This window comes from Streptomyces sp. NBC_01428, assembly GCF_036231965.1.
In the GTDB taxonomy this organism is placed as follows: domain Bacteria; phylum Actinomycetota; class Actinomycetes; order Streptomycetales; family Streptomycetaceae; genus Streptomyces.
Window position 1 is genome coordinate 6,475,853 of record NZ_CP109499.1, and the last position, 17,481, is coordinate 6,493,333.

13 protein-coding genes are annotated in these 17,481 nt (G+C 72.5%); 8 read left to right on the forward strand and 5 right to left on the reverse strand.

Features of this window, described 5'->3' with window-relative positions; translation table 11 throughout:
* Positions 1 to 112: 112 nt before the first annotated feature.
* The 3 genes from OG406_RS28025 to OG406_RS28035 all read left to right on the forward strand — a co-directional run bounded on the left by OG406_RS28025 (position 113) and on the right by OG406_RS28035 (position 2,357).
* The gene (locus OG406_RS28025) at positions 113 to 1,279 is read left to right on the forward strand and encodes a sialidase family protein (RefSeq protein WP_329188410.1); all 1,167 of its coding nucleotides are present in this window, start codon (positions 113 to 115) and stop codon (positions 1,277 to 1,279) included.
* Positions 1,280 to 1,346: 67 nt separating this feature from the next.
* Positions 1,347 to 2,051, forward strand: coding sequence for an NADPH-dependent F420 reductase (gene npdG, locus OG406_RS28030; protein WP_081216910.1), 705 nt, complete (start codon positions 1,347 to 1,349; stop codon positions 2,049 to 2,051).
* A 117-nt stretch (positions 2,052 to 2,168) separates the two neighbouring features.
* Positions 2,169 to 2,357 (forward strand): hypothetical protein, encoded by a 189-nt coding sequence (locus OG406_RS28035; protein WP_081216909.1) that lies wholly within the window; start codon positions 2,169 to 2,171, stop codon positions 2,355 to 2,357.
* On the opposite strand, the gene OG406_RS28040 is transcribed toward OG406_RS28035, so the two are convergent.
* A complete protein-coding gene (locus tag OG406_RS28040; RefSeq protein WP_164373139.1) occupies positions 2,347 to 3,147 on the reverse strand; it encodes a site-2 protease family protein in 801 nt (266 codons plus the stop codon). The two genes, OG406_RS28035 and OG406_RS28040, sit on opposite strands and share 11 nt — an antisense overlap.
* A gap of 390 nt (positions 3,148 to 3,537) precedes the next feature.
* On the opposite strand from OG406_RS28040, the gene OG406_RS28045 reads away from it, so the two are divergent.
* Entirely contained in the window at positions 3,538 to 7,080 is a 3,543-nt protein-coding gene (locus OG406_RS28045; protein WP_329191015.1) for an AfsR/SARP family transcriptional regulator, read from the forward strand.
* Positions 7,081 to 7,135: 55 nt separating this feature from the next.
* Here the strand turns inward: OG406_RS28045 and OG406_RS28050 are convergent, their stop codons facing one another.
* The 3 genes from OG406_RS28050 to panB form a co-directional block, all read right to left on the reverse strand.
* Complete coding sequence (locus OG406_RS28050) at positions 7,136 to 7,960, reverse strand: ABC transporter permease (RefSeq protein WP_081216906.1); 825 nt, start codon at positions 7,958 to 7,960, stop codon at positions 7,136 to 7,138.
* Positions 7,957 to 8,991, reverse strand: coding sequence for an ATP-binding cassette domain-containing protein (locus OG406_RS28055; protein ID WP_164373202.1), 1,035 nt, complete (start codon positions 8,989 to 8,991; stop codon positions 7,957 to 7,959). Before OG406_RS28055 ends, OG406_RS28050 begins: the two co-directional genes overlap by 4 nt.
* A gap of 231 nt (positions 8,992 to 9,222) precedes the next feature.
* The gene (panB, locus tag OG406_RS28060; RefSeq protein ID WP_164373203.1) at positions 9,223 to 10,110 is read right to left on the reverse strand and encodes a 3-methyl-2-oxobutanoate hydroxymethyltransferase; all 888 of its coding nucleotides are present in this window, start codon (positions 10,108 to 10,110) and stop codon (positions 9,223 to 9,225) included.
* A 258-nt stretch (positions 10,111 to 10,368) separates the two neighbouring features.
* Between panB and OG406_RS28065 the strand changes: the two genes are divergently transcribed.
* The 4 genes from OG406_RS28065 to OG406_RS28080 all read left to right on the forward strand — a co-directional run bounded on the left by OG406_RS28065 (position 10,369) and on the right by OG406_RS28080 (position 15,326).
* The gene (locus tag OG406_RS28065; RefSeq protein ID WP_164373204.1) at positions 10,369 to 11,979 is read left to right on the forward strand and encodes an MFS transporter; all 1,611 of its coding nucleotides are present in this window, start codon (positions 10,369 to 10,371) and stop codon (positions 11,977 to 11,979) included.
* A gap of 101 nt (positions 11,980 to 12,080) precedes the next feature.
* A complete protein-coding gene (locus tag OG406_RS28070; protein ID WP_266613262.1) occupies positions 12,081 to 12,701 on the forward strand; it encodes a TetR/AcrR family transcriptional regulator in 621 nt (206 codons plus the stop codon).
* A 200-nt stretch (positions 12,702 to 12,901) separates the two neighbouring features.
* Positions 12,902 to 13,939: an endonuclease/exonuclease/phosphatase family protein gene (locus OG406_RS28075; RefSeq protein ID WP_267050626.1), complete on the forward strand. Its 1,038-nt coding sequence runs from the start codon at positions 12,902 to 12,904 to the stop codon at positions 13,937 to 13,939.
* A gap of 166 nt (positions 13,940 to 14,105) precedes the next feature.
* The gene (locus OG406_RS28080) at positions 14,106 to 15,326 is read left to right on the forward strand and encodes an MFS transporter (RefSeq protein WP_267050625.1); all 1,221 of its coding nucleotides are present in this window, start codon (positions 14,106 to 14,108) and stop codon (positions 15,324 to 15,326) included.
* 105 nt (positions 15,327 to 15,431) lie between these two features.
* Here OG406_RS28080 and OG406_RS28085 read toward each other — a convergent pair whose 3' ends face one another.
* Positions 15,432 to 17,477 carry an NAD(+) synthase gene (locus OG406_RS28085; RefSeq protein WP_434481590.1) on the reverse strand — a complete coding sequence of 682 codons (2,046 nt, stop codon included), beginning with the start codon at positions 17,475 to 17,477 and terminating at the stop codon, positions 15,432 to 15,434.
* Positions 17,478 to 17,481: the final 4 nt, after the last annotated feature.

Consider the following 17,481-nt stretch of genomic DNA (forward strand, 5'->3'; position numbering starts at 1 on the left):
CCGCATCCTCGCGCAACCGGCGCTTCGTGACCCGGAGTTCACCCCGAATTCGCCCGACATGGGGACATGCCCGCACCACCGACCCCACCGGCCACCGCGAAGGAGCCCGACCATGACAGATCCGAGCACCACCGGGCCCGGCACCGGCACCAGCACGGAGCCGGGACCACCGCCGACCGGCACCGACGGGCCGCCCGCCGCGACCGACCCGGCGGTGAGCGTCCCCTTCCGGGGCGGCCGGGAGGGCTACGCGAGCTACCGGATCCCCGCCGTCGTCGTGACGGGGGCGGGCACGCTGCTGGCGTTCTGCGAGGGCCGGGTCGGCTCCGCGAGCGACCACGGACACATCGACATCGTCCTCAAACGGTCCGTGGACGGCGGCCGCACCTGGGGACCGCCGCAGGCCGTCGCCCGCAACGGCGTCAACCTCGCCGGCAACCCCGCACCCGTCGTCCTCGACACCGGCCGCGTCCTGCTCGTCCACGTCCGCGCCGCCGCGACCGCCACCGAGGACGCCCTGCTGCGCGGCAAGGTGAAGGCCGCCGACGGACGGCGCGTGTGGGTGCAGCACAGCGACGACGACGGACTCACCTGGTCCGGACTCAAGGAGATCACCGGGCAGGTGAAGAAAGCCGGCTGGCGCTGGTACGCCACCACACCCGGGCACGCCCTCCAGCTCCGCTCCGGCCGGGTGGTCGTCCCCGGCAACCACACCCTGCCCCCCACCGGCACGGACAACGGCACCGAGGCGAAGTACAACAGCGGCCACTGCCTGCTCAGCGACGACCGCGGCGCGACCTGGTACCTCGGCTACCTCGACGAGAACACCAACGGCTACGTGAACGTGAACGAGACCACCGCCGCCGAACTCCCCGACGGCAGGCTGTACTTCAACACCCGCAACGACTCCCCGTCGCCCGGCAACCGCGCCGACGCGTACTCCCGGGACGGCGGCCGCACCCTGGAGAAGCCCTTCCGCCCGCAGGCCGGCCTCGTCACGCCCGTCGTCGAGGGCAGCCTGCTCCAGCTCCGCGACCCCGACCTGCTGCTGTACTCCGGGCCCGCCGACCCCGAGTTCCGCGCGGTGATGACCCTCCGTGCCTCCACCGACGGCGGCACCACCTGGCGCACCGCGCACACCGTGGACGGACTGCCCGCCGCGTACTCCGACCTCGTCCGGGTGGACGCCACAACCGTCGGACTCCTCTACGAGACGGGCGACTTCGGCGCGTACGAGACCGTCACCTTCCGGCGCGTCCCGGTGACCGCGCTCGGGTGACCGCGCTCACCCGGGCGCACCGCCACCTGACACGCGGGGCGCCCGTCCGCGCACGTAAGGTCGGCCCATGACCTCTACTGACAGTGCACAGAAGGCCCCCGCCAAGGACCCCTGGGATCTGCCCGACGTGTCCGGGCTCGTCGTCGGCGTGCTGGGCGGCACCGGTCCGCAGGGCAAGGGCCTCGCCTACCGGCTCGCCCGGGCGGGACAGAAGGTGATCATCGGTTCGCGCGCCGCGGACCGCGCCCGCGCCGCCGCCGACGAGCTCGGCAACGGCGTCGAGGGGGCCGACAACGCGGAGACCGCGCGCCGCAGCGACATCGTGATCGTCGCCGTGCCCTGGGAGGGCCACGGCGACACCCTCGCCGCGCTGCGCGAGGAACTGTCCGGGAAGCTCGTCGTCGACTGCGTCAACCCGCTCGGCTTCGACAAGAAGGGCGCCTACGCGCTGAAGCCGGAGGAGGGCAGCGCCGCCGAACAGGCCGCCGCCCTGCTGCCCGACTCCCGCGTCACCGCGGCCTTCCACCACCTCTCGGCCGTGCTGCTCGCGGACCCCGCGATCGAGCAGATCGACACCGACGTGATGGTCCTCGGCGAGGAGCGGGCCGACGTCGAGATCGTGCAGGCGCTCGCCGGCCGCATCTCCGGCATGCGCGGCGTCTTCGCGGGCCGGCTGCGCAACGCCCACCAGGTCGAGTCCCTGGTCGCCAACCTGATCTCGGTCAACCGGCGCTACAAGGCCCACGCGGGCCTGCGGGTGACGGACGTCTGAGACGGGCCCCGGGACGGCGAGGGCCGCACGGGGGACGCCGACGGTCCGGGGCTGGCCGGGCCGGGTGCGTGGGGGACACTGGTGACAAGCAGTGTCCCCCCGACAGGAGCCGACCCCATGCCCCGCCTCGCTCTCTACGCCCTCGCCGTCTGTGTCCTCTCCGTGGCCGCGGCCGTCGTCTCGTTCGTCCAGGGCAGCTGGCTCGGCGTCGTGTGGGTCCTGCTCGCGGGCCTGTCCTCGAACATGACCTGGTACTACGCGCGCCGCGGCCGGGTGCGTGAGGGCTCCGGTCCGGTCAGCGACTGACGGTGCAGAACTCGTCGACGCCGTCCCAGAAGCGGTAGAGGTCCTGACCGCAGTAGCGCTGCACGTCGTCGATGCCGAGGCCGCCGAGGATCGAGTAGATCGCGTCGAAGAACGCGGTGTTCACCGACGGGATCCACAGCACGGCGAACACCGCGAGCAGACCGAACGGCGCGAACGGCTCGACCTGGCGCCGGATGCCGTACGACAGCCACGGCTCGATCACGCCGTAGCCGTCGAGGCCCGGGACCGGCAGGAAGTTCAGGATCGCGGCCGTCACCTGGAGCAGGGCGAGGAACGCCAGCGCGTAGCGGAACGCGTCCGGGACGCCGTCCAGGCCGCCGAGCCAGAACGGCGCCGTGCACACGACGGCGAACAGCACGTTCGTCAGCGGACCGGCCGCCGAGATGAGGCTGTGCTTCCAGCGGCCCTGGATGCGGTTCCGCTCGATGAAGACCGCGCCGCCGGGCAGGCCGATCCCGCCCATGATCACGAAGATCACCGGCAGCACGATGCTCAGCAGGGCGTGCGTGTACTTCAGCGGGTTCAGCGTCAGATAGCCCTTGGCGCCGATCGAGATGTCGCCGCTGTGCAGGGCGGTGCGCGCGTGCGCGTACTCGTGCAGGCACAGGGAGACGATCCAGGCGGCCGTCACGAACAGGAAGACGGCCAGACCGGGCTGCTCGGCGAATCCCGTCCAGGTCGCCCAGGCGGTCACCGCCATGACGGCCACGATCCCGACGAAGACGGGGCTGATCCTCCGGTCGCTGCGGCGGGTCGCGGCGGTGGTCATGGGGCTCCCTGGACTGGCTGGACTGACGACGACGGTGCTCGGGCCTGCCCGACCGTACCGGGCTCACGCGGAAAACGTCTCGCCATCGGGTATTGGTTCCGGAGAGGGTAGGGGCGGACAACCGCGCCCACGTCACCGGCCGGACGGGCGCGGCGGCCACCGGGCCGGGCCGCCGAAGCGGCCGTGTCCCGGAGACGGCGGGCGCAGGGGCCGAGGGAGGCCGGCCGGCCACCGGGTACGTCCGGCGGCCACCGGGTACGTCCGGTGGCGCGGCAGCGGCAGCGGCAGCGGCGGCGCGACAGGACCGGAGCCGCCCGTTCCGCACCCGTTCCGCACCCGTCCATGCCGAACCCGACCGCCCCGACCCCGCACCCCAGGCCACCGGAGACAATGGACCCCGTGCGCTACCGCATCCTCGGAACCACCCAGGCACTCCGCCCCGACGGCACGGCCGTTCCGGTCGGCGGCGCGCGGCTGCGCGCCCTGCTGACCGTCCTCGCGCTGCGGCCCGGACGGACCGTCTCCGCGGCCGTGCTGGTCGACGAGGTGTGGGACGGCGACCCGCCCGCCGACGCGCCCGGCGCGCTCCAGGCACTGGTGGGCCGGCTGCGCCGGGCCCTCGGCGCGGACGCGGTCGAGTCGGTGGACGGCGGCTACCGGCTGGCCGCCGCGGCCGACGACATCGACCTGAACCGCTTCGAGCGGCTCGCGGGGGAGGGTGCCCGCGCCCTCGCCGACGGCGACCCCGCCAAGGCCGCCGCCGTGCTGGACGACGCCCTGGCCCTGTGGCAGGGCCCGGCCCTCGCCGATCTCCCGGACCGCACCGCCGAGTCCGCCCGCTGGGAGACCCGGCGGCTCGACGTCCTCCGGGCCCGCCTGACCGCCTCCCTCGCGCTGGGCCGGGCCGAGCAGGTGCTGCCCGAACTGAGCGCCCTGTGCGATCTGCATCCGCTCGACGAGCCACTGCACGTCCTGCGGCTGCGCGCCCTGCGCGACGCCGGCCGGCCCGCCGCCGCCCTCGCCGCCTACGAGTCCGTCCGCGCGCTCCTCGCCGACCGGCTGGGCTCCGATCCGGGCCCGGAACTGCGCGCCCTGCACGCCGAACTCCTGACCTGGGACACGGTTCCCGGACCGGCCGGAACCCCGGGGCGGACCCGGCCGGCCACCGTGGACCGGGCGGCGCCCGGCTCCGCCCGGGACGGTCACGCCACCGGCCCCGCCCGCGGCCCCGCGGACTCGCGCGCCACCGCGGGCGCCCGCCCCGGCCCGGCAGCCGGGCTCCTCCCCTTCTCCCCGGGCGCCGCCGCGACGGCCGCCCCGGGAACGGCCGGCACCGGCCCGGGTGCCCCCTCCCGGAACGGCGCGGGCCCGGACCCGGACGGCGCCGCCCACACGCCGGGTACGGCGAACCCGGTTCCTCCCGCCGCCCTGCCGCCCGGCAACCTGCGAGCCCGGCTCACCTCCTTCGTCGGCCGCGAGTCGGACATCGATGCCATCCGCGGGGACCTCGCGGGCGCCCGCCTCGTGACGCTGCTCGGGCCGGGCGGAGCCGGCAAGACACGGCTCTCGCAGGAGGTCGCCGAGGCCCTCGCCCCCGCCCTCCCGGACGGCGTCTGGCTCGCCGAACTCGCCCCCGTCGACGACCCGAAGGCCGTGCCCGAGGCCGTCCTGACCGCCGTCGGCGCCCGCGAGACCGTGCTGCGCGGCGCCGGCGCCGAGGAGATGCGGGCCGTCGCCGACCGGCACGACGACCCGCTCACCCGGCTCGCCGAACACTGCGGCAGACGCCGCATGCTGATCGTCCTCGACAACTGCGAACACGTCGTCGACGCCGCCGCACACCTCGCCGAGGCACTCCTGGAACGCTGTCCGGGACTGACCGTCCTGGCCACCAGCCGCGAACCCCTCGGCGTGCCGGGGGAGTTGGTGCGCCCCGTGGAACCACTGCCGGAGCCCGTCGCGCTGCGGCTGCTCGCCGACCGGGGCGCCGCCGCCCGTGCCGGCTTCCGCGTCGAGGACGATCCGGAGGCGGCCGCGGAGATCTGCCACCGCCTCGACGGGCTCCCGCTCGCCATCGAACTCGCCGCCGCCCGGCTGCGGATGCTCACCCCCCGGCAGATCGCCGACCGGCTCGACGACCGATTCCGGCTGCTCACCTCGGGCAGCCGCACGGTACTGCCCCGCCAGCAGACCCTGCGCGCCGTCGTCGACTGGTCCTGGGACCTGCTCGACGCGGCCGAACGGGACGCCCTGCGGCGGCTGTCCGTCTTCGCCGGAGGCTGCGACCTGGCCGCCGCCGAGGCCGTCTGCGGCCCGGCCGCACTGGACGTCCTCGGCTCCCTGGTCGACAAGTCCCTGGTCGTCGCGGCCCCTTCGGGCGAGGGAGGAATGCGCTACCGGCTGCTGGAGACCGTCACCGAGTACGCGGCGGAACGCCTCGACGAGTCCGGCCGCCGCGAGACCACCGAGCGCGCCCACCTCACGTACTACCGCGAACTCGCCCGCACCACCGACCCGTTGCTGCGCGGCCCCGAGCAGCGGGCCGCCATCGAGGTTATCGAGCGGGAGTACGAGAACCTGCGCACCGCCCTGCGCCGCGCGGTCGCCGCACGGGACGAGCAGGAGTCCCTGTGCATGGTCCTCTCGCTGGCCTGGTACTGGCAGATCCGCGACCAGCGCGTCGACGCCCGCGCCTGGTCCCGGGAGGTGATGGCGCTCGGCCCCGACCCCTTCCTGCCGCCCGCCATGCCGGTCCCCCCGCTGTACGAGCGGTGCACGGACGCGCCGCCTCCGATGCGCGCGGAGATCCTCGACGAGGCCCGGCGCGGTGTCCATCTGTTCCATCTCGCCTATATGGACATGGACATGGACGCCTGGCAGACCCCCGAGGCGCGGGACAAGCTCCGCACGATCGCGGCGACCTACGAACCGGGCACCCCGCAGACCTGCCGCAGCCCCGGCAACCTCTGGTTCTACGCGGTGCTCCTCACCGGCACCCTGGAACAGGTCACCGCGGTCATCGACGCGTCGGTGCGCACCTGCCGCGAACTCGGCTACGAGTGGGAGCTGGCCGCCGCCCTCCAGATGCGGGCCAACATCCACGCCAACCGCTCCGACCTGGCGGGCGACGCCACCGCGGACGCCGACGACGCGCTGGAGATCTTCGTCCGGATCGGCGACGCCTGGGGGGCCGCGGAGTCGCTCTCCGCCCGCGGCGAGTCCCACGAACGCACCGGTGACTACGCGGCCGCCGCGGCGGACTACGCGGAGGCCGCCCGGTACGCCGAGCAGCTCGGCGCCCGCGCCCAGAAGGCGGTGCTGACCGTCCGGCTCGCCAGCATGCGCATCGAGCTGGGGGACGCCGAGCAGGGCGAGCGGATGCTGCGCGAGGTGCTGGCCGAAGGCAACGGCGCCCACAACGAAGCCATGCCCGCCGCCCGGCTCTTCCTCACGACCTGGCTGGGCCGCAGCGACCGCGTCACCGAGGCGCGCGAGCAACTGCGCCTGCTGCGCGAGCAGTTCGGCGCCAGCACCTTCATGGTCTTCGACGGGTTCGTGGTCGGCCTGGAGGCCTGGCTCGACACGATCGACGGGCGGTACGAGAGCGCGCTGGACAACGCGCGCCGTGCGGTGCGGCAGTCCATCGACCCGCTCGCCAAGATGATCGCCCCGCACATGGTCTCCGCGCACCTGACCACCGCGGCCATCGCGCTCACCGGCCTGGACGGCGGTCGCCGGGCCCGTGACGCGGCCCGGCTGCTGGGCGCCGCCGACGGGCTGCTGCCGCCGGGGCACTTCGCCGGCCCGATGGAGGCGGAGGTGCGCCGGCAGGCCGAGACGGGGGCGCGTGCCCTGCTGGAGGAGGCGGACTTCGCGGCCGCGTACGCGGAGGGCGACGGCCTCTCCGCGGAGGAGGCCGCCGCCCTCGTCTGAGACGCGACGCGAACCGGCGGGCCATGGCTCCGGAGGCCGTGGCCCGCTGCGAACGTCAGCTCTTGGTGCGGAACTTGTGGATCGCGATCGGCGCCATCACCACCGTGAGCCCGGCGGTCCAGGCCAGCGTCACCCACAGGTCGTGGGCGACCGGGCCGCCGACCATCAGGCCACGCGCGCTGTCCGCGAGCGCCGACAGCGGGTTGTAGTCCGTGAAGTTCTGCAGCCAGCCCGGCATGGTCTGGGTGGGCGAGAAGATCGACGAACCGAACTGGAGCGGCATCAGGACCAGGAAGCCCATCGCCTGGACGGACTGGGCGTTCTTCATCGTCACGCCGAGGACCAGGAAGATCCACATCAGGGCGGAGCCGAACAGCGTCGCGAGTCCGACGGCGGCGAACAGGCCGGGCCAGTTCTCGATGTCGAAGCCGACGAGCACGCCCACGACCAGGAGGATCGTCGTGGCGACGAGCATCCGCATCAGCTCCACCACGATCTTGGCGAAGAGCACGGACCCCTGGCCGATCGGCAGGGTCCGGAAGCGGTCCATGACGCCGGTGTGGAAGTCCTGGTTGAAGCCGGTGCCGACGGCTGTCGCGATGTTCATGCCCATCATGGCCAGCAGGCCGGGCACGACGTACTGCACGTACTGCTGCTGTCCGCCGCCCAGGGACTGGCCGATGGAACCGCCGAAGACGTACACGAAGAGCAGGGTGAAGACGACCGGCATCAGGACCGCGTCGAACATCGACTCGGGGTCCTGCCGGATCCACAGCAGGTTGCGGCGGACCAGGGCGCCGATGTGGCGGGCGTGCGCGCGGGGCGAGATGCGGGAGTCGCCCTCGGCGGCGAGGGGGGCTTCCAGGACGGCGGTACTCATGCGGAGACCTCCTCGTAGGCGCGGGCGGGGATCTCGTCCTGCGGGGCACTGGCCTTGTGGCCGGTGAGGGACAGGAACACCTCGTCCAGACTGGGCAGTTCGGTGGAGATGGCGGCGATGGTGATGCCGCGCGCGGTGACCGCGCCGACGACGGCGGTGAGCTGCTCGTCGCTGAGGATCGGGACCAGCACGCTGCCGGTCTCGCTGTCCACGATCGTCGTGGCGAGGCCGGTGAGGCCCATCTCGTCGAACATGGCGGCCAGCGGGCGCAGTTGCAGCGGGTCCAGCGGGCGGATCCGCAGCGTGCGGCCGCCGACACGGGCCTTCAGCTCGTCGACCATGCCGTTCGCGATGACCTTGCCGCGGTCGATGACCGTCAGCTCGGAGGCCAACTGCTCGGCCTCCTCCATGTACTGGGTGGTGAGCAGCACGGTGACGCCGTCGGCGACCATGCGCTTGACCTCCTGCCACACCTCGTTGCGGGTGCGCGGGTCGAGGCCGGTCGTCGGCTCGTCCAGGTACAGCACGGCCGGGCTGCCGATCATGGAGGCGGCCAGGTCGAGCCGGCGGCGCATACCGCCGGAGTACGTGGACGCCGGGCGCTTGGCGGCGTCGGTGAGGGAGAAGCGCTCCAGGAGCTCGTCGGCCCGCCTGCGGGCGTCCTTGCGCGGCAGGTCGAGCAGCCGCCCGATCATGTAGAGGTTCTCCCAGCCCGGGAGCTTCTCGTCGACCGAGGCGTACTGGCCGGTCAGCCCTATCACCCGGCGCAGCTGCCGGGGCTGCTTCAGTACGTCGTACCCGGCGACCGTGGCCTGTCCGGCGTCCGGGGTGACCAGGGTGGACAGGCAGCGGACGAGGGTGGTCTTGCCGGCGCCGTTGGGGCCCAGTACGCCGAGGACGGTGCCCTCGCGGACATCCAGGTCGACCCCGTCCAGCGCCTTGGTCGCGCCGTAGTGCTTGACCAGACCCCGCACGGTGACGGCGCTGCGGCCGGTCGCAGCTTGTCGGGGCGTGTTGTCGATTCGCGTCATGTCCACAAGGTGTCAGCCGCCACCGACAAACGACCGACAGGACGCCTACAGCACGCCGACTGCTACCGATAGGTCGCCGACAGTCGGCCGACAGGGCGGGGGAGAGCGGCCGACAGCGTGCGGAAGAGCCCGGTGGGCGAGCCGGGAAAGGCGACAACCCGCCGACGGGGGAAGATCGGCGGGTTGCCTTGGTGCCACAGTGGCTCAGGAGCCCGGAGGGGCCCGGTGGTGCTAGTGGACGGAGTGTTCGTCGAGCGGGAACGTCCCGCCGACCACGTCCTCGGCGAACGAGCGGGCCGCGTCGCCCATGACCTGGCGCAGGTCGGCGTACTTCTTGACGAACTTCGGCACCTTGCCCCCGGTCAGACCGAGCATGTCGGTCCACACCAGCACCTGCGCGTCGGTCTCCGCGCCCGCGCCGATACCGACGGTCGGAATCTGCAGCGTGCGCGTGACCTCGGCCGCGAGCTCCGCCGGGACCAGTTCGAGGACGACGGCGAAGGCGCCCGCGTCCTGGACGGCCTTGGCGTCCCGCAGCAGCTGCTGCGCTGCCTCCTCGCCCCGGCCCTGCACGCGGTAGCCCATCGAGTTGACGGACTGCGGGGTGAGGCCGATGTGCGCCATCACCGGGATGCCCGACTCCACCAGCAGCTCGATCTGGCGGTGCGAGCGCTCGCCGCCCTCCAGCTTGACCGCGCCCACCCCGGCCTCCTTGACCAGCCGGGTCGCCGAGCGCAGCGCCTGCACCGGACCCTCCTGGTAGGAACCGAAGGGCAGGTCGCCGACGATCAGGGCACGGCTGGTGCCCCGTACGACCGCGGCGGACAGCATGGTCATCTCGTCCATGGTGACGGGGACGGTGGTCTCGTACCCCAGGTGGCAGTTGCCGGCCGAGTCGCCGACGAGCATGACCGGGATGCCGGCCTCGTCGAAGACGGACGCGGTCATCGCGTCGTAGGCCGTCAGCATGGGCCACTTCTCGCCGCGCTCCTTGGCGGCGGTGATGTCGCGCACCGTGATGCGGCGGGTGCTCTTTCCTCCGTACAGCGCCTTGCTGCTGTCGGTGGCCTTGAGGGCACCATCCGCAGGCTGCTTCTGGGCAGCCGAAAGCTGCGTCATGGCAACGGCTCCTTCTGTCATCTCGTGGCGCCCTGACGGCGTCCCCGGATCACCTCCATGGTGGCATCTCGTGCCACGCGCGGCTAGACCGGGCCCGCCGCCCCGGTGTCTGCTTCGCCACTGCGGCTCTCCGGGCGGTCCGGCTCCGACCGGAGACGCCGTCCTCCCGGGGACGGCCCCCGGTCCGTTCGTAAGTTCTGCGTAAAGCCTTTCCGATACGAGACGGTGCCGTATCGAATATCCCCTAGGGTGTTCCCCATGACAACTTCCGCTCCTCCGTCCGAACGGCGCGTGCCCGAGGCGGTGCACAGGCGCCGCTGGGCGATCCTCGGCGTGCTGATGCTCAGCCTGCTGATCGTGGTGCTCGACAACTCGATCCTGAACGTCGCGATCAAGACGATCTCGACCCCGGCACCCACCGGTCTCGGCGCCACCCAGGGCGAGCTGGAGTGGGCCATCAACGCCTACACGCTCGTCTTCGCCGGACTGCTGTTCACCGCGGGGCTCCTCGGCGACCGGCTCGGCCGCAAGAAGGTCCTGCTCGCCGGTCTCGCGGTGTTCGGCATCGGATCCGCGCTCGCCGCCGAGTCCGGCTCGCCGGTCCAGCTGATCGTGTTCCGCGCACTGATGGGTTTCGGCGCCGCCTTCGTGATGCCCGCGACCCTCGCCGTCCTGATGAACGTGTTCGAGCGGGACGAGCAGCCCAAGGCCATCGGCATCTGGGCGGGCGGCGTCGGCCTCGCCATCGCGATCGGACCGATCACCGGCGGTGTCCTGCTCGACCACTTCTGGTGGGGCTCCGTCTTCCTGATCAACGTCCCGATCGTGATCCTCGCGATCGGCCTGATGGTCTGGCTGGTCCCCGACTCCCGCGACCCGAACCCCGGACGCCTCGACCCGGTCGGCGTCGTCCTCTCGGTCGTCGGCCTCGTCCTGCTCGTCTACGGCATCATCAAGGGCGGTCAGCTCGCCGACTTCACCGACCCGCAGGTCCTCGCGACCATCGGCGCCGGTCTCGTGGTCCTCATCGGCTTCGTCATCTTCGAGAAGCGCAGCGACCACCCGTCGATCGACGTCTCGTACTTCCAGAACAAGGTCTTCTCCGCGGCCATCTCGGCCATCGCGCTGGTCTTCTTCGCGCTCATGGGCGTGACCTTCTTCTCGGTCTTCTACACCCAGAGCGTGCGCGGCTACTCGCCGCTGCAGACCGGCCTGCTGATGCTCCCGCTGGCCGCCGCCCAGATCATCTTCGCGCCCCGCGCCCGGCTGGTCGTCGACCGCTTCGGCAACCGCGCCACCTGCACCGCCGGCCTCGTGATCATCGCCGCGATGCTCGCCGCGTTCGCCACGCTGGAGGCCGACACGCCGATCTGGATCCTCGAGGTCATCTTCTTCCTGATGGGCACCGGCATGGCGCACATCATGACCCCGACCAGCGTCGTCATCATGCAGGCGCTGCCCCGCGAGAAGGCGGGCTCCGCGTCCGCGCTCAGCAACACCTTCCGCCAGGTCGGCGGCGCCCTCGGTATCGCCGTCCTCGGCTCCGTGCTCTCCACGGCCTACCGCAACGGCATCGAGGACAAGCTCTCCCTCGTCCCGGCACCGCTGCGGCACACCGCCGGCGAGTCCATCGAGGCCACCCTCGGCGTCGCCGCCAAGCTCGGACCGCAGGGCAAGGCCCTCATCACCCCGGCGAACGACGCGTTCCTGCACGCCATGCACGTCACCGCCCTGTGCGGCGCGGGCGTCGCGGTCATCGGCGCGGTGGTCGTCGCCCTGTTCCTGCCGGGCCGCCCGCCGGCACAGCAAGCGGGCAAGGACGAGGCCGAGTTGGTGACGGCGACGCCCGCTCAGGCCGGACAGGACTGATCACGGCGTACGGACCGCGGGCACCCCCACCGGGCGGTGCCCGCCACCGCCGTGCACGGGGGGACAATGGCAGCAGGTCGAGGATGGGAACGGAGTTCGACGTGAGTCTCGCGGAAGGCCGTGACAGGCAGGGGTGCCCCAACCGGGGAAGGCCCCGCAGCGAGGCCGTGGAGCACGCCATCATCGAGGGCGTGATGAAGCTCCTGGAAGAGGGAGTTCCGCTCGCGGACATCTCCATCGAGCGGCTCGCCCGCACCGTCGGCGTCGGCAAGGCGACCATCTACCGCCGCTGGAGCGGCAAGGACGAACTGTTCGTCGACGTGATGCGCGCCGCCGAACCCCAGGACCCCGAACTCCCCGGCGTCTCCATGCGCGACGACCTCGTCGTCCTGCTGGAGTCGCTGCGCCGCCGCGGCCTGGTCAGCCGCTCCTCGGCGATCCTGCACAACGTGCACGCCCAGATGAAGAGCAGCCCCAAACTCTGGGCCGCCTACGACGCGACCGTCATCGCCCCCCGACGCCAGATCGGCTACGAGGTGCTGCGCCGCGGCCAGGAGAACGGCGAACTCCGCGCCGACGTCGACATCGAACTCCTCAACGACATGTTCGTCGGCCCGATGCTCGTGCGGACCGTGATGCGCCCCGACACCGATCTGCCCGAGGGCCTCGCCGAACAGGTCGTCGACACACTGCTCGAAGGGCTGCGCCCCGCCCGGCCGTGAACCGGACTGTTCCTGACGGTGCGAATGTGCGCGTTTCGTCACAGAGGGCATGCCACGGGCCTCCGAACGGAACTCCGGACGTGAAGTTCTACGTCCCTCTGCCCGTACGGCCGTCCAGGACGGCGAGAACGACACCGAACATCCCCTAGGGTCGTAGCCGAGGGGCAGACGGTGCGCACGGCAGTTTGTGAGGCGACGGTATGGCGCAGGCGTATATGACGGAGACGGGCAGCGGCGGCCACGGGCCGGACCGCAGAGGATCCCGGTTCCGGCGCCTGTTCGACGGCTGGCGCGGGGACCGCGGCATCTGGCGGCGCGGCCTGGTCCTCGCCGCGATCGCGATCCTCCTCGCCCTGGTGATGCTCACCCACGCGCAGATCCCCAACCGGATCGGCAACCTCGGCAGCCTCACCGAGACGTTCCTGCCCTGGGCCGGACTCCTCATCCCGGTCCTGCTGGTCCTCGCCCTGGTGCGCAAGTCCGTCACGGCCCTGATCGCCGTGCTGCTGCCCGCCGTCGTCTGGCTGAACGTCTTCGGCGGGCTGCTCACCGACAAGACCGGCAGCGGCGGCGACCTCACCGTCGCCACCCACAACGTCAACGCCGACAACCCGGACCCGTCCGGCACCGCCCGCGACGTGGCCGCCTCCGGCGCCGACGTGCTGGCCCTGGAGGAGCTGACCGCGTCCGCCGTGCCCGTGTACGAGCGGGCGCTCGCCTCGACGTACAAGTACCACTCGGTGCAGGGCACCGTCGGGCTGTGGAGCAAGTACCCCCTCAGCGGCACCCGGCCCGTGGACATCAAGCTGGGCTGGACGCGCGCGATGCGGGCGACCGTGACCGCACCGGCCGGCCAGGTCGCCGTGTACGTCGCCCACCTGCCGTCGGTGCGCGTGAAGATGGAGGCCGGGTTCACCGCCCGGCAGCGCGACAAGAGCGCCGACGCGCTGGGCGAGGCCATCGCCGACGAGCCGCTGAAGCGGGTCGTCCTGCTCGGTGACCTGAACGGCACGATGAACGACCGCGCCTTGAACGCCGTCACCGCGCAGATGCGCTCCACCCAGGGCGCGGCGGGCAGCGGCTTCGGCTTCAGCTGGCCGGCGTCGTTCCCGATGGCCCGGATCGACCAGATCATGGTCAAGGGCATCGAACCGGTGACCTCGTGGACCCTGCCCGAGACCGGCAGCGACCACCTCCCGGTCGCCGCCCGCGTCTCGATGGACGCAACCGCCTCTTAACCTCCTGGAATACTGGGCCCGGCAGACTTTGTTCACCGGCTGAACTTAACGTTCGATCCGCGACCCGCACACATGGCCGTGTGCGGGTCGAGCCGTGCGCCCGCGAGCCGTACGCCCCCGCGTGCGCACGCGACCCGCTCGTCCCCGCTTCTGTGAAAGGCCTCTCATGCCTCTGGCCCTGCTCGCCCTCGCCGTGGGCGCCTTCGGCATCGGCACCACCGAGTTCGTCATGATGGGGCTGCTGCCCGACGTCGCCGACGACCTGCACATATCCATTCCGACCGCGGGACACCTCGTCTCGGCGTACGCGCTCGGTGTCGTGATCGGCGCCCCGCTGCTCGCCGCGGCCACCGCCCGGATGTCCCGCCGCACGGTCCTCATCTCCCTCATGGGCCTCTTCGTGGTCGGCAACGCGCTCTCCGCGTTCGCCCCCGACCACCACTGGCTGCTCGCCGCCCGCTTCCTGAGCGGTCTGCCCCACGGCGCCTTCTTCGGCGTCGGCGCCGTCGTCGCCACCGGCCTGGTCGCCCCCGAGCGCAAGGCCCGCTCCGTGTCGCTGATGTTCCTCGGCCTGACCGTCGCGAACATCATCGGCGTCCCGGTCGCCACGGCGATGGGCCAGCACCTGGGCTGGCGCGCCACCTTCCTCGGCGTGAGCGTGATCGGCGTCGCCGCCATCGCCTCGCTGTTCCTGCTGATCCCGCACGACCGCGCGCACGCCACCGAGGGCGGCCTGCGCGGCGAGCTGGCCGCGCTGCGCTCGCTGCCCGTCTGGCTCGCCCTCGGGACGACCGTCGCGGGCTTCGGCGCGCTCTTCTCCGCGTACAGCTACATCACGCCCATGCTCACGGACTCCGCCGGATACGCCGAGGGCAGCGTCACCCTGCTGCTGGCGCTCTTCGGTGTCGGCGCGACCGCGGGCAACCTGCTCGGCGGCCGGCTCGCGGACCACTCGCTGCGCGGCACCCTCTTCGGCGGCCTGGTCTCCCTGGTCGCGGTCCTCGCGCTCTTCCCGGTCCTCATGGGAGCCCAGTGGAGTGCCGCCGTGGGCGTGACCCTGCTCGGCACGGCGGCCTTCGTCACCGGCTCGCCGCTCCAGCTCATGGTCATGGAGAAGGCCGCGGCGGCACCGTCCCTCGCGTCCTCCGCGAACCAGGCCGCGTTCAACCTCGCGAACGCCGGCGGCGCCTGGATCGGCGGGCTCGCCCTGGCCGCGGGCTTCGGCGCGACCTCGCCGGCCGTCGCCGGAGCCGCGCTCGCGGTCCTGGGGATCGCGGTGGCGGGCACCGCGTACGCGGTGGACCGGAGCCGCACCACGCGGCCGGTCCCGCACGCGCGCGTGGTCGCCTCGGGCGTGCCCGACCGGCCGGAGGCGCTGCGCCGCTGAGCCGGGCCCGGGGAGCCGCGCCGCCGGAACCGTCCGGGGGCGCGGCGCCCGCCCCGCGGCCGGGCCCCCGGCCCCCGTGAGGCCGGCCCCCGGCTCTCGGAGGGGTCAGTCCTCGGTCTCCGGCGGATCGAAGCGGGCCAGGTCGCGCAGCCAGGTGCGGGCCGAACTGTCGGACGGCGCCCGCCAGTCGCCGCGCGGCGACAGCGAACCACCGGCCGAGACCTTCGGCCCGTTCGGCATCGCCGAGCGCTTGAACTGCGCGAACCCGAAGAAGCGGCGGCAGAACACGTCCAGCCAGCGCCGGATCTCCGGCAGGTCGTACGCGTCCCGCTTCGCCGCCGGGAAGTTGGGCGGCCAGGCGCCCGCGTCCGGGTCGTGCCACGCGTGCCAGGCCAGGAAGGCGATCTTCGACGGCCGGAAGCCGTACCGCAGCACGTAGAACAGGGTGAAGTCGTGCAGGGCGTACGGGCCGATCCGCGACTCGGTGGACTGCATCTCCTCGCCCGGTACGAGTTCCGGGCTGATCTCGGTGTCGAGGATCGCGGCGAGCGTCCGGTCGGTGTCCTCGCCGAACTGGCCGCTGCCGATGACCCACCGGATCAGATGCTGGATGAGCGTCTTCGGCACACCCGAGTTGACGTTGTAGTGGCTCATCTGGTCGCCCACACCGTACGTGGACCAGCCGAGCGCCAGCTCCGACAGGTCACCCGTGCCGAGCACGATGCCGCCACGCTGGTTGGCGAGCCGGAACAGGTAGTCGGTGCGCAGTCCGGCCTGGACGTTCTCGAAGGTCACGTCGTACACGGGCTCGCCGGAGGCGAAGGGGTGGCCCATCTCGTCCAGCATCAGCCGGGCGGTCGGCGTGATGTCCAGCTCGGCCGCGGTCACACCGAGGGAGCGCATCAGCTCGTGCGCGTTGCCCTTGGTGTGGTCACTGGTGGCGAAGCCGGGCAGGGTGAAGGCGAGGATGTCGCTGCGCGGGCGGCCCGCCCGGTCCATCGCACGGGCCGCCACGATCAGCGCGTGAGTGGAGTCGAGCCCGCCGGACACCCCGATGACCACCTTCGGGCCACCGATCGCCGCGAGCCGCTGCTGCAGCCCCGCGACCTGGATGTTGTACGCCTCGTAGCAGTCCTGGGCCAGCCGGTCGGGGTCCGCGGGCACGAACGGGAAGCGCTCGATCCGGCGCCGCAGCCCCAGGTCACCGGCGGGGGCATCGAGCCGGAACGACAGGGTCCGGAACTCGGCGGTGCGGCTGGAGTGGGTGCGCCGGTTGTCGTCGAAACTGCCGGTCCGCAGCCGCTCCTGGCGCAGCAGGTCGAGATCGACGTCCGCCACGGAGAACTGGTCGTCGAGCGGGAAGCGGTCGGACTCGGCCAGCAGCGTCCCGTTCTCGTAGATCATGGTCTGGCCGTCCCAGGACAGGTCCGTGGTCGACTCGCCCAGCCCGGCCGCCGCGTACACGTACGCGGCGATGCAGCGCGAGGACGCCGAGCGGCACATCAGCTTGCGGTCCTCGGCCCGGCCGACGGTGATCGGGCTGCCGGAGAGGTTGGCGAGGACGGTCGCGCCCGCCAGGGCCGCCTCGGCGCTCGGCGGCACCGGCACCCACATGTCCTCGCAGATCTCCGCGTGCAGCACCAGACCCGGCACGTCGTCGGCGGCGAACAGCAGGTCCACGCCGAACGGCACGGTCTCGCCGTCCAGCCGCATCGAGCCACCGCGCTCGTCGTCGCCCGCCGCGATCTGCCGGCGCTCGTAGAACTCCCGGTAGTTCGGCGGGTACGACTTGGGCACGACACCGAGGACCCGGCCCCGGTGCACGACCACCGCGCAGTTGTAGACCCGGTTGCGGTGACGCAGCGGGGCGCCCACGACCAGGACCGGCAGGAGCTCCGCCGACCCCGCCACCACCGTACGGAGCGCTTCCTCGACCTGGTCGAGCAGCGCGTCCTGGAGCAGCAGGTCCTCGATCGAGTAGCCGCACAGCCCCATTTCCGGGAAGACGGCGACGGCGACACCCTCGTCGGCGCACCTGCGCGCCTGGCGCAGCACCGCCTCGGCGTTGGCCTGCGGGTCCGCGATGACGGTGTGGCCCGTGCAGGCGGCGACGCGTGCGAAGCCGTGCTGATAGAGCGACCGGAAGTTCAGAGGA

What these genes read in the sequence shown, in the direction of transcription:
- OG406_RS28080 (WP_267050625.1), top strand. Translation starts at nt 14,106, where the DNA reads ATGCCTCTGGCCCTGCTCGCCCTCGCCGTGGGCGCCTTCGGCATCGGC.
- OG406_RS28055 (WP_164373202.1), bottom strand. Translation starts at nt 8,991, where the DNA reads ATGACGCGAATCGACAACACGCCCCGACAAGCTGCGACCGGCCGCAGC.
- OG406_RS28035 (WP_081216909.1), top strand. Translation starts at nt 2,169, where the DNA reads ATGCCCCGCCTCGCTCTCTACGCCCTCGCCGTCTGTGTCCTCTCCGTG.
- OG406_RS28045 (WP_329191015.1), top strand. Translation starts at nt 3,538, where the DNA reads ATGGACCCCGTGCGCTACCGCATCCTCGGAACCACCCAGGCACTCCGC.
- OG406_RS28040 (WP_164373139.1), bottom strand. Translation starts at nt 3,147, where the DNA reads ATGACCACCGCCGCGACCCGCCGCAGCGACCGGAGGATCAGCCCCGTC.
- OG406_RS28065 (WP_164373204.1), top strand. Translation starts at nt 10,369, where the DNA reads ATGACAACTTCCGCTCCTCCGTCCGAACGGCGCGTGCCCGAGGCGGTG.
- OG406_RS28050 (WP_081216906.1), bottom strand. Translation starts at nt 7,960, where the DNA reads ATGAGTACCGCCGTCCTGGAAGCCCCCCTCGCCGCCGAGGGCGACTCC.
- OG406_RS28075 (WP_267050626.1), top strand. Translation starts at nt 12,902, where the DNA reads ATGGCGCAGGCGTATATGACGGAGACGGGCAGCGGCGGCCACGGGCCG.
- OG406_RS28025 (WP_329188410.1), top strand. Translation starts at nt 113, where the DNA reads ATGACAGATCCGAGCACCACCGGGCCCGGCACCGGCACCAGCACGGAG.
- npdG (WP_081216910.1), top strand. Translation starts at nt 1,347, where the DNA reads ATGACCTCTACTGACAGTGCACAGAAGGCCCCCGCCAAGGACCCCTGG.
- panB (WP_164373203.1), bottom strand. Translation starts at nt 10,110, where the DNA reads ATGACGCAGCTTTCGGCTGCCCAGAAGCAGCCTGCGGATGGTGCCCTC.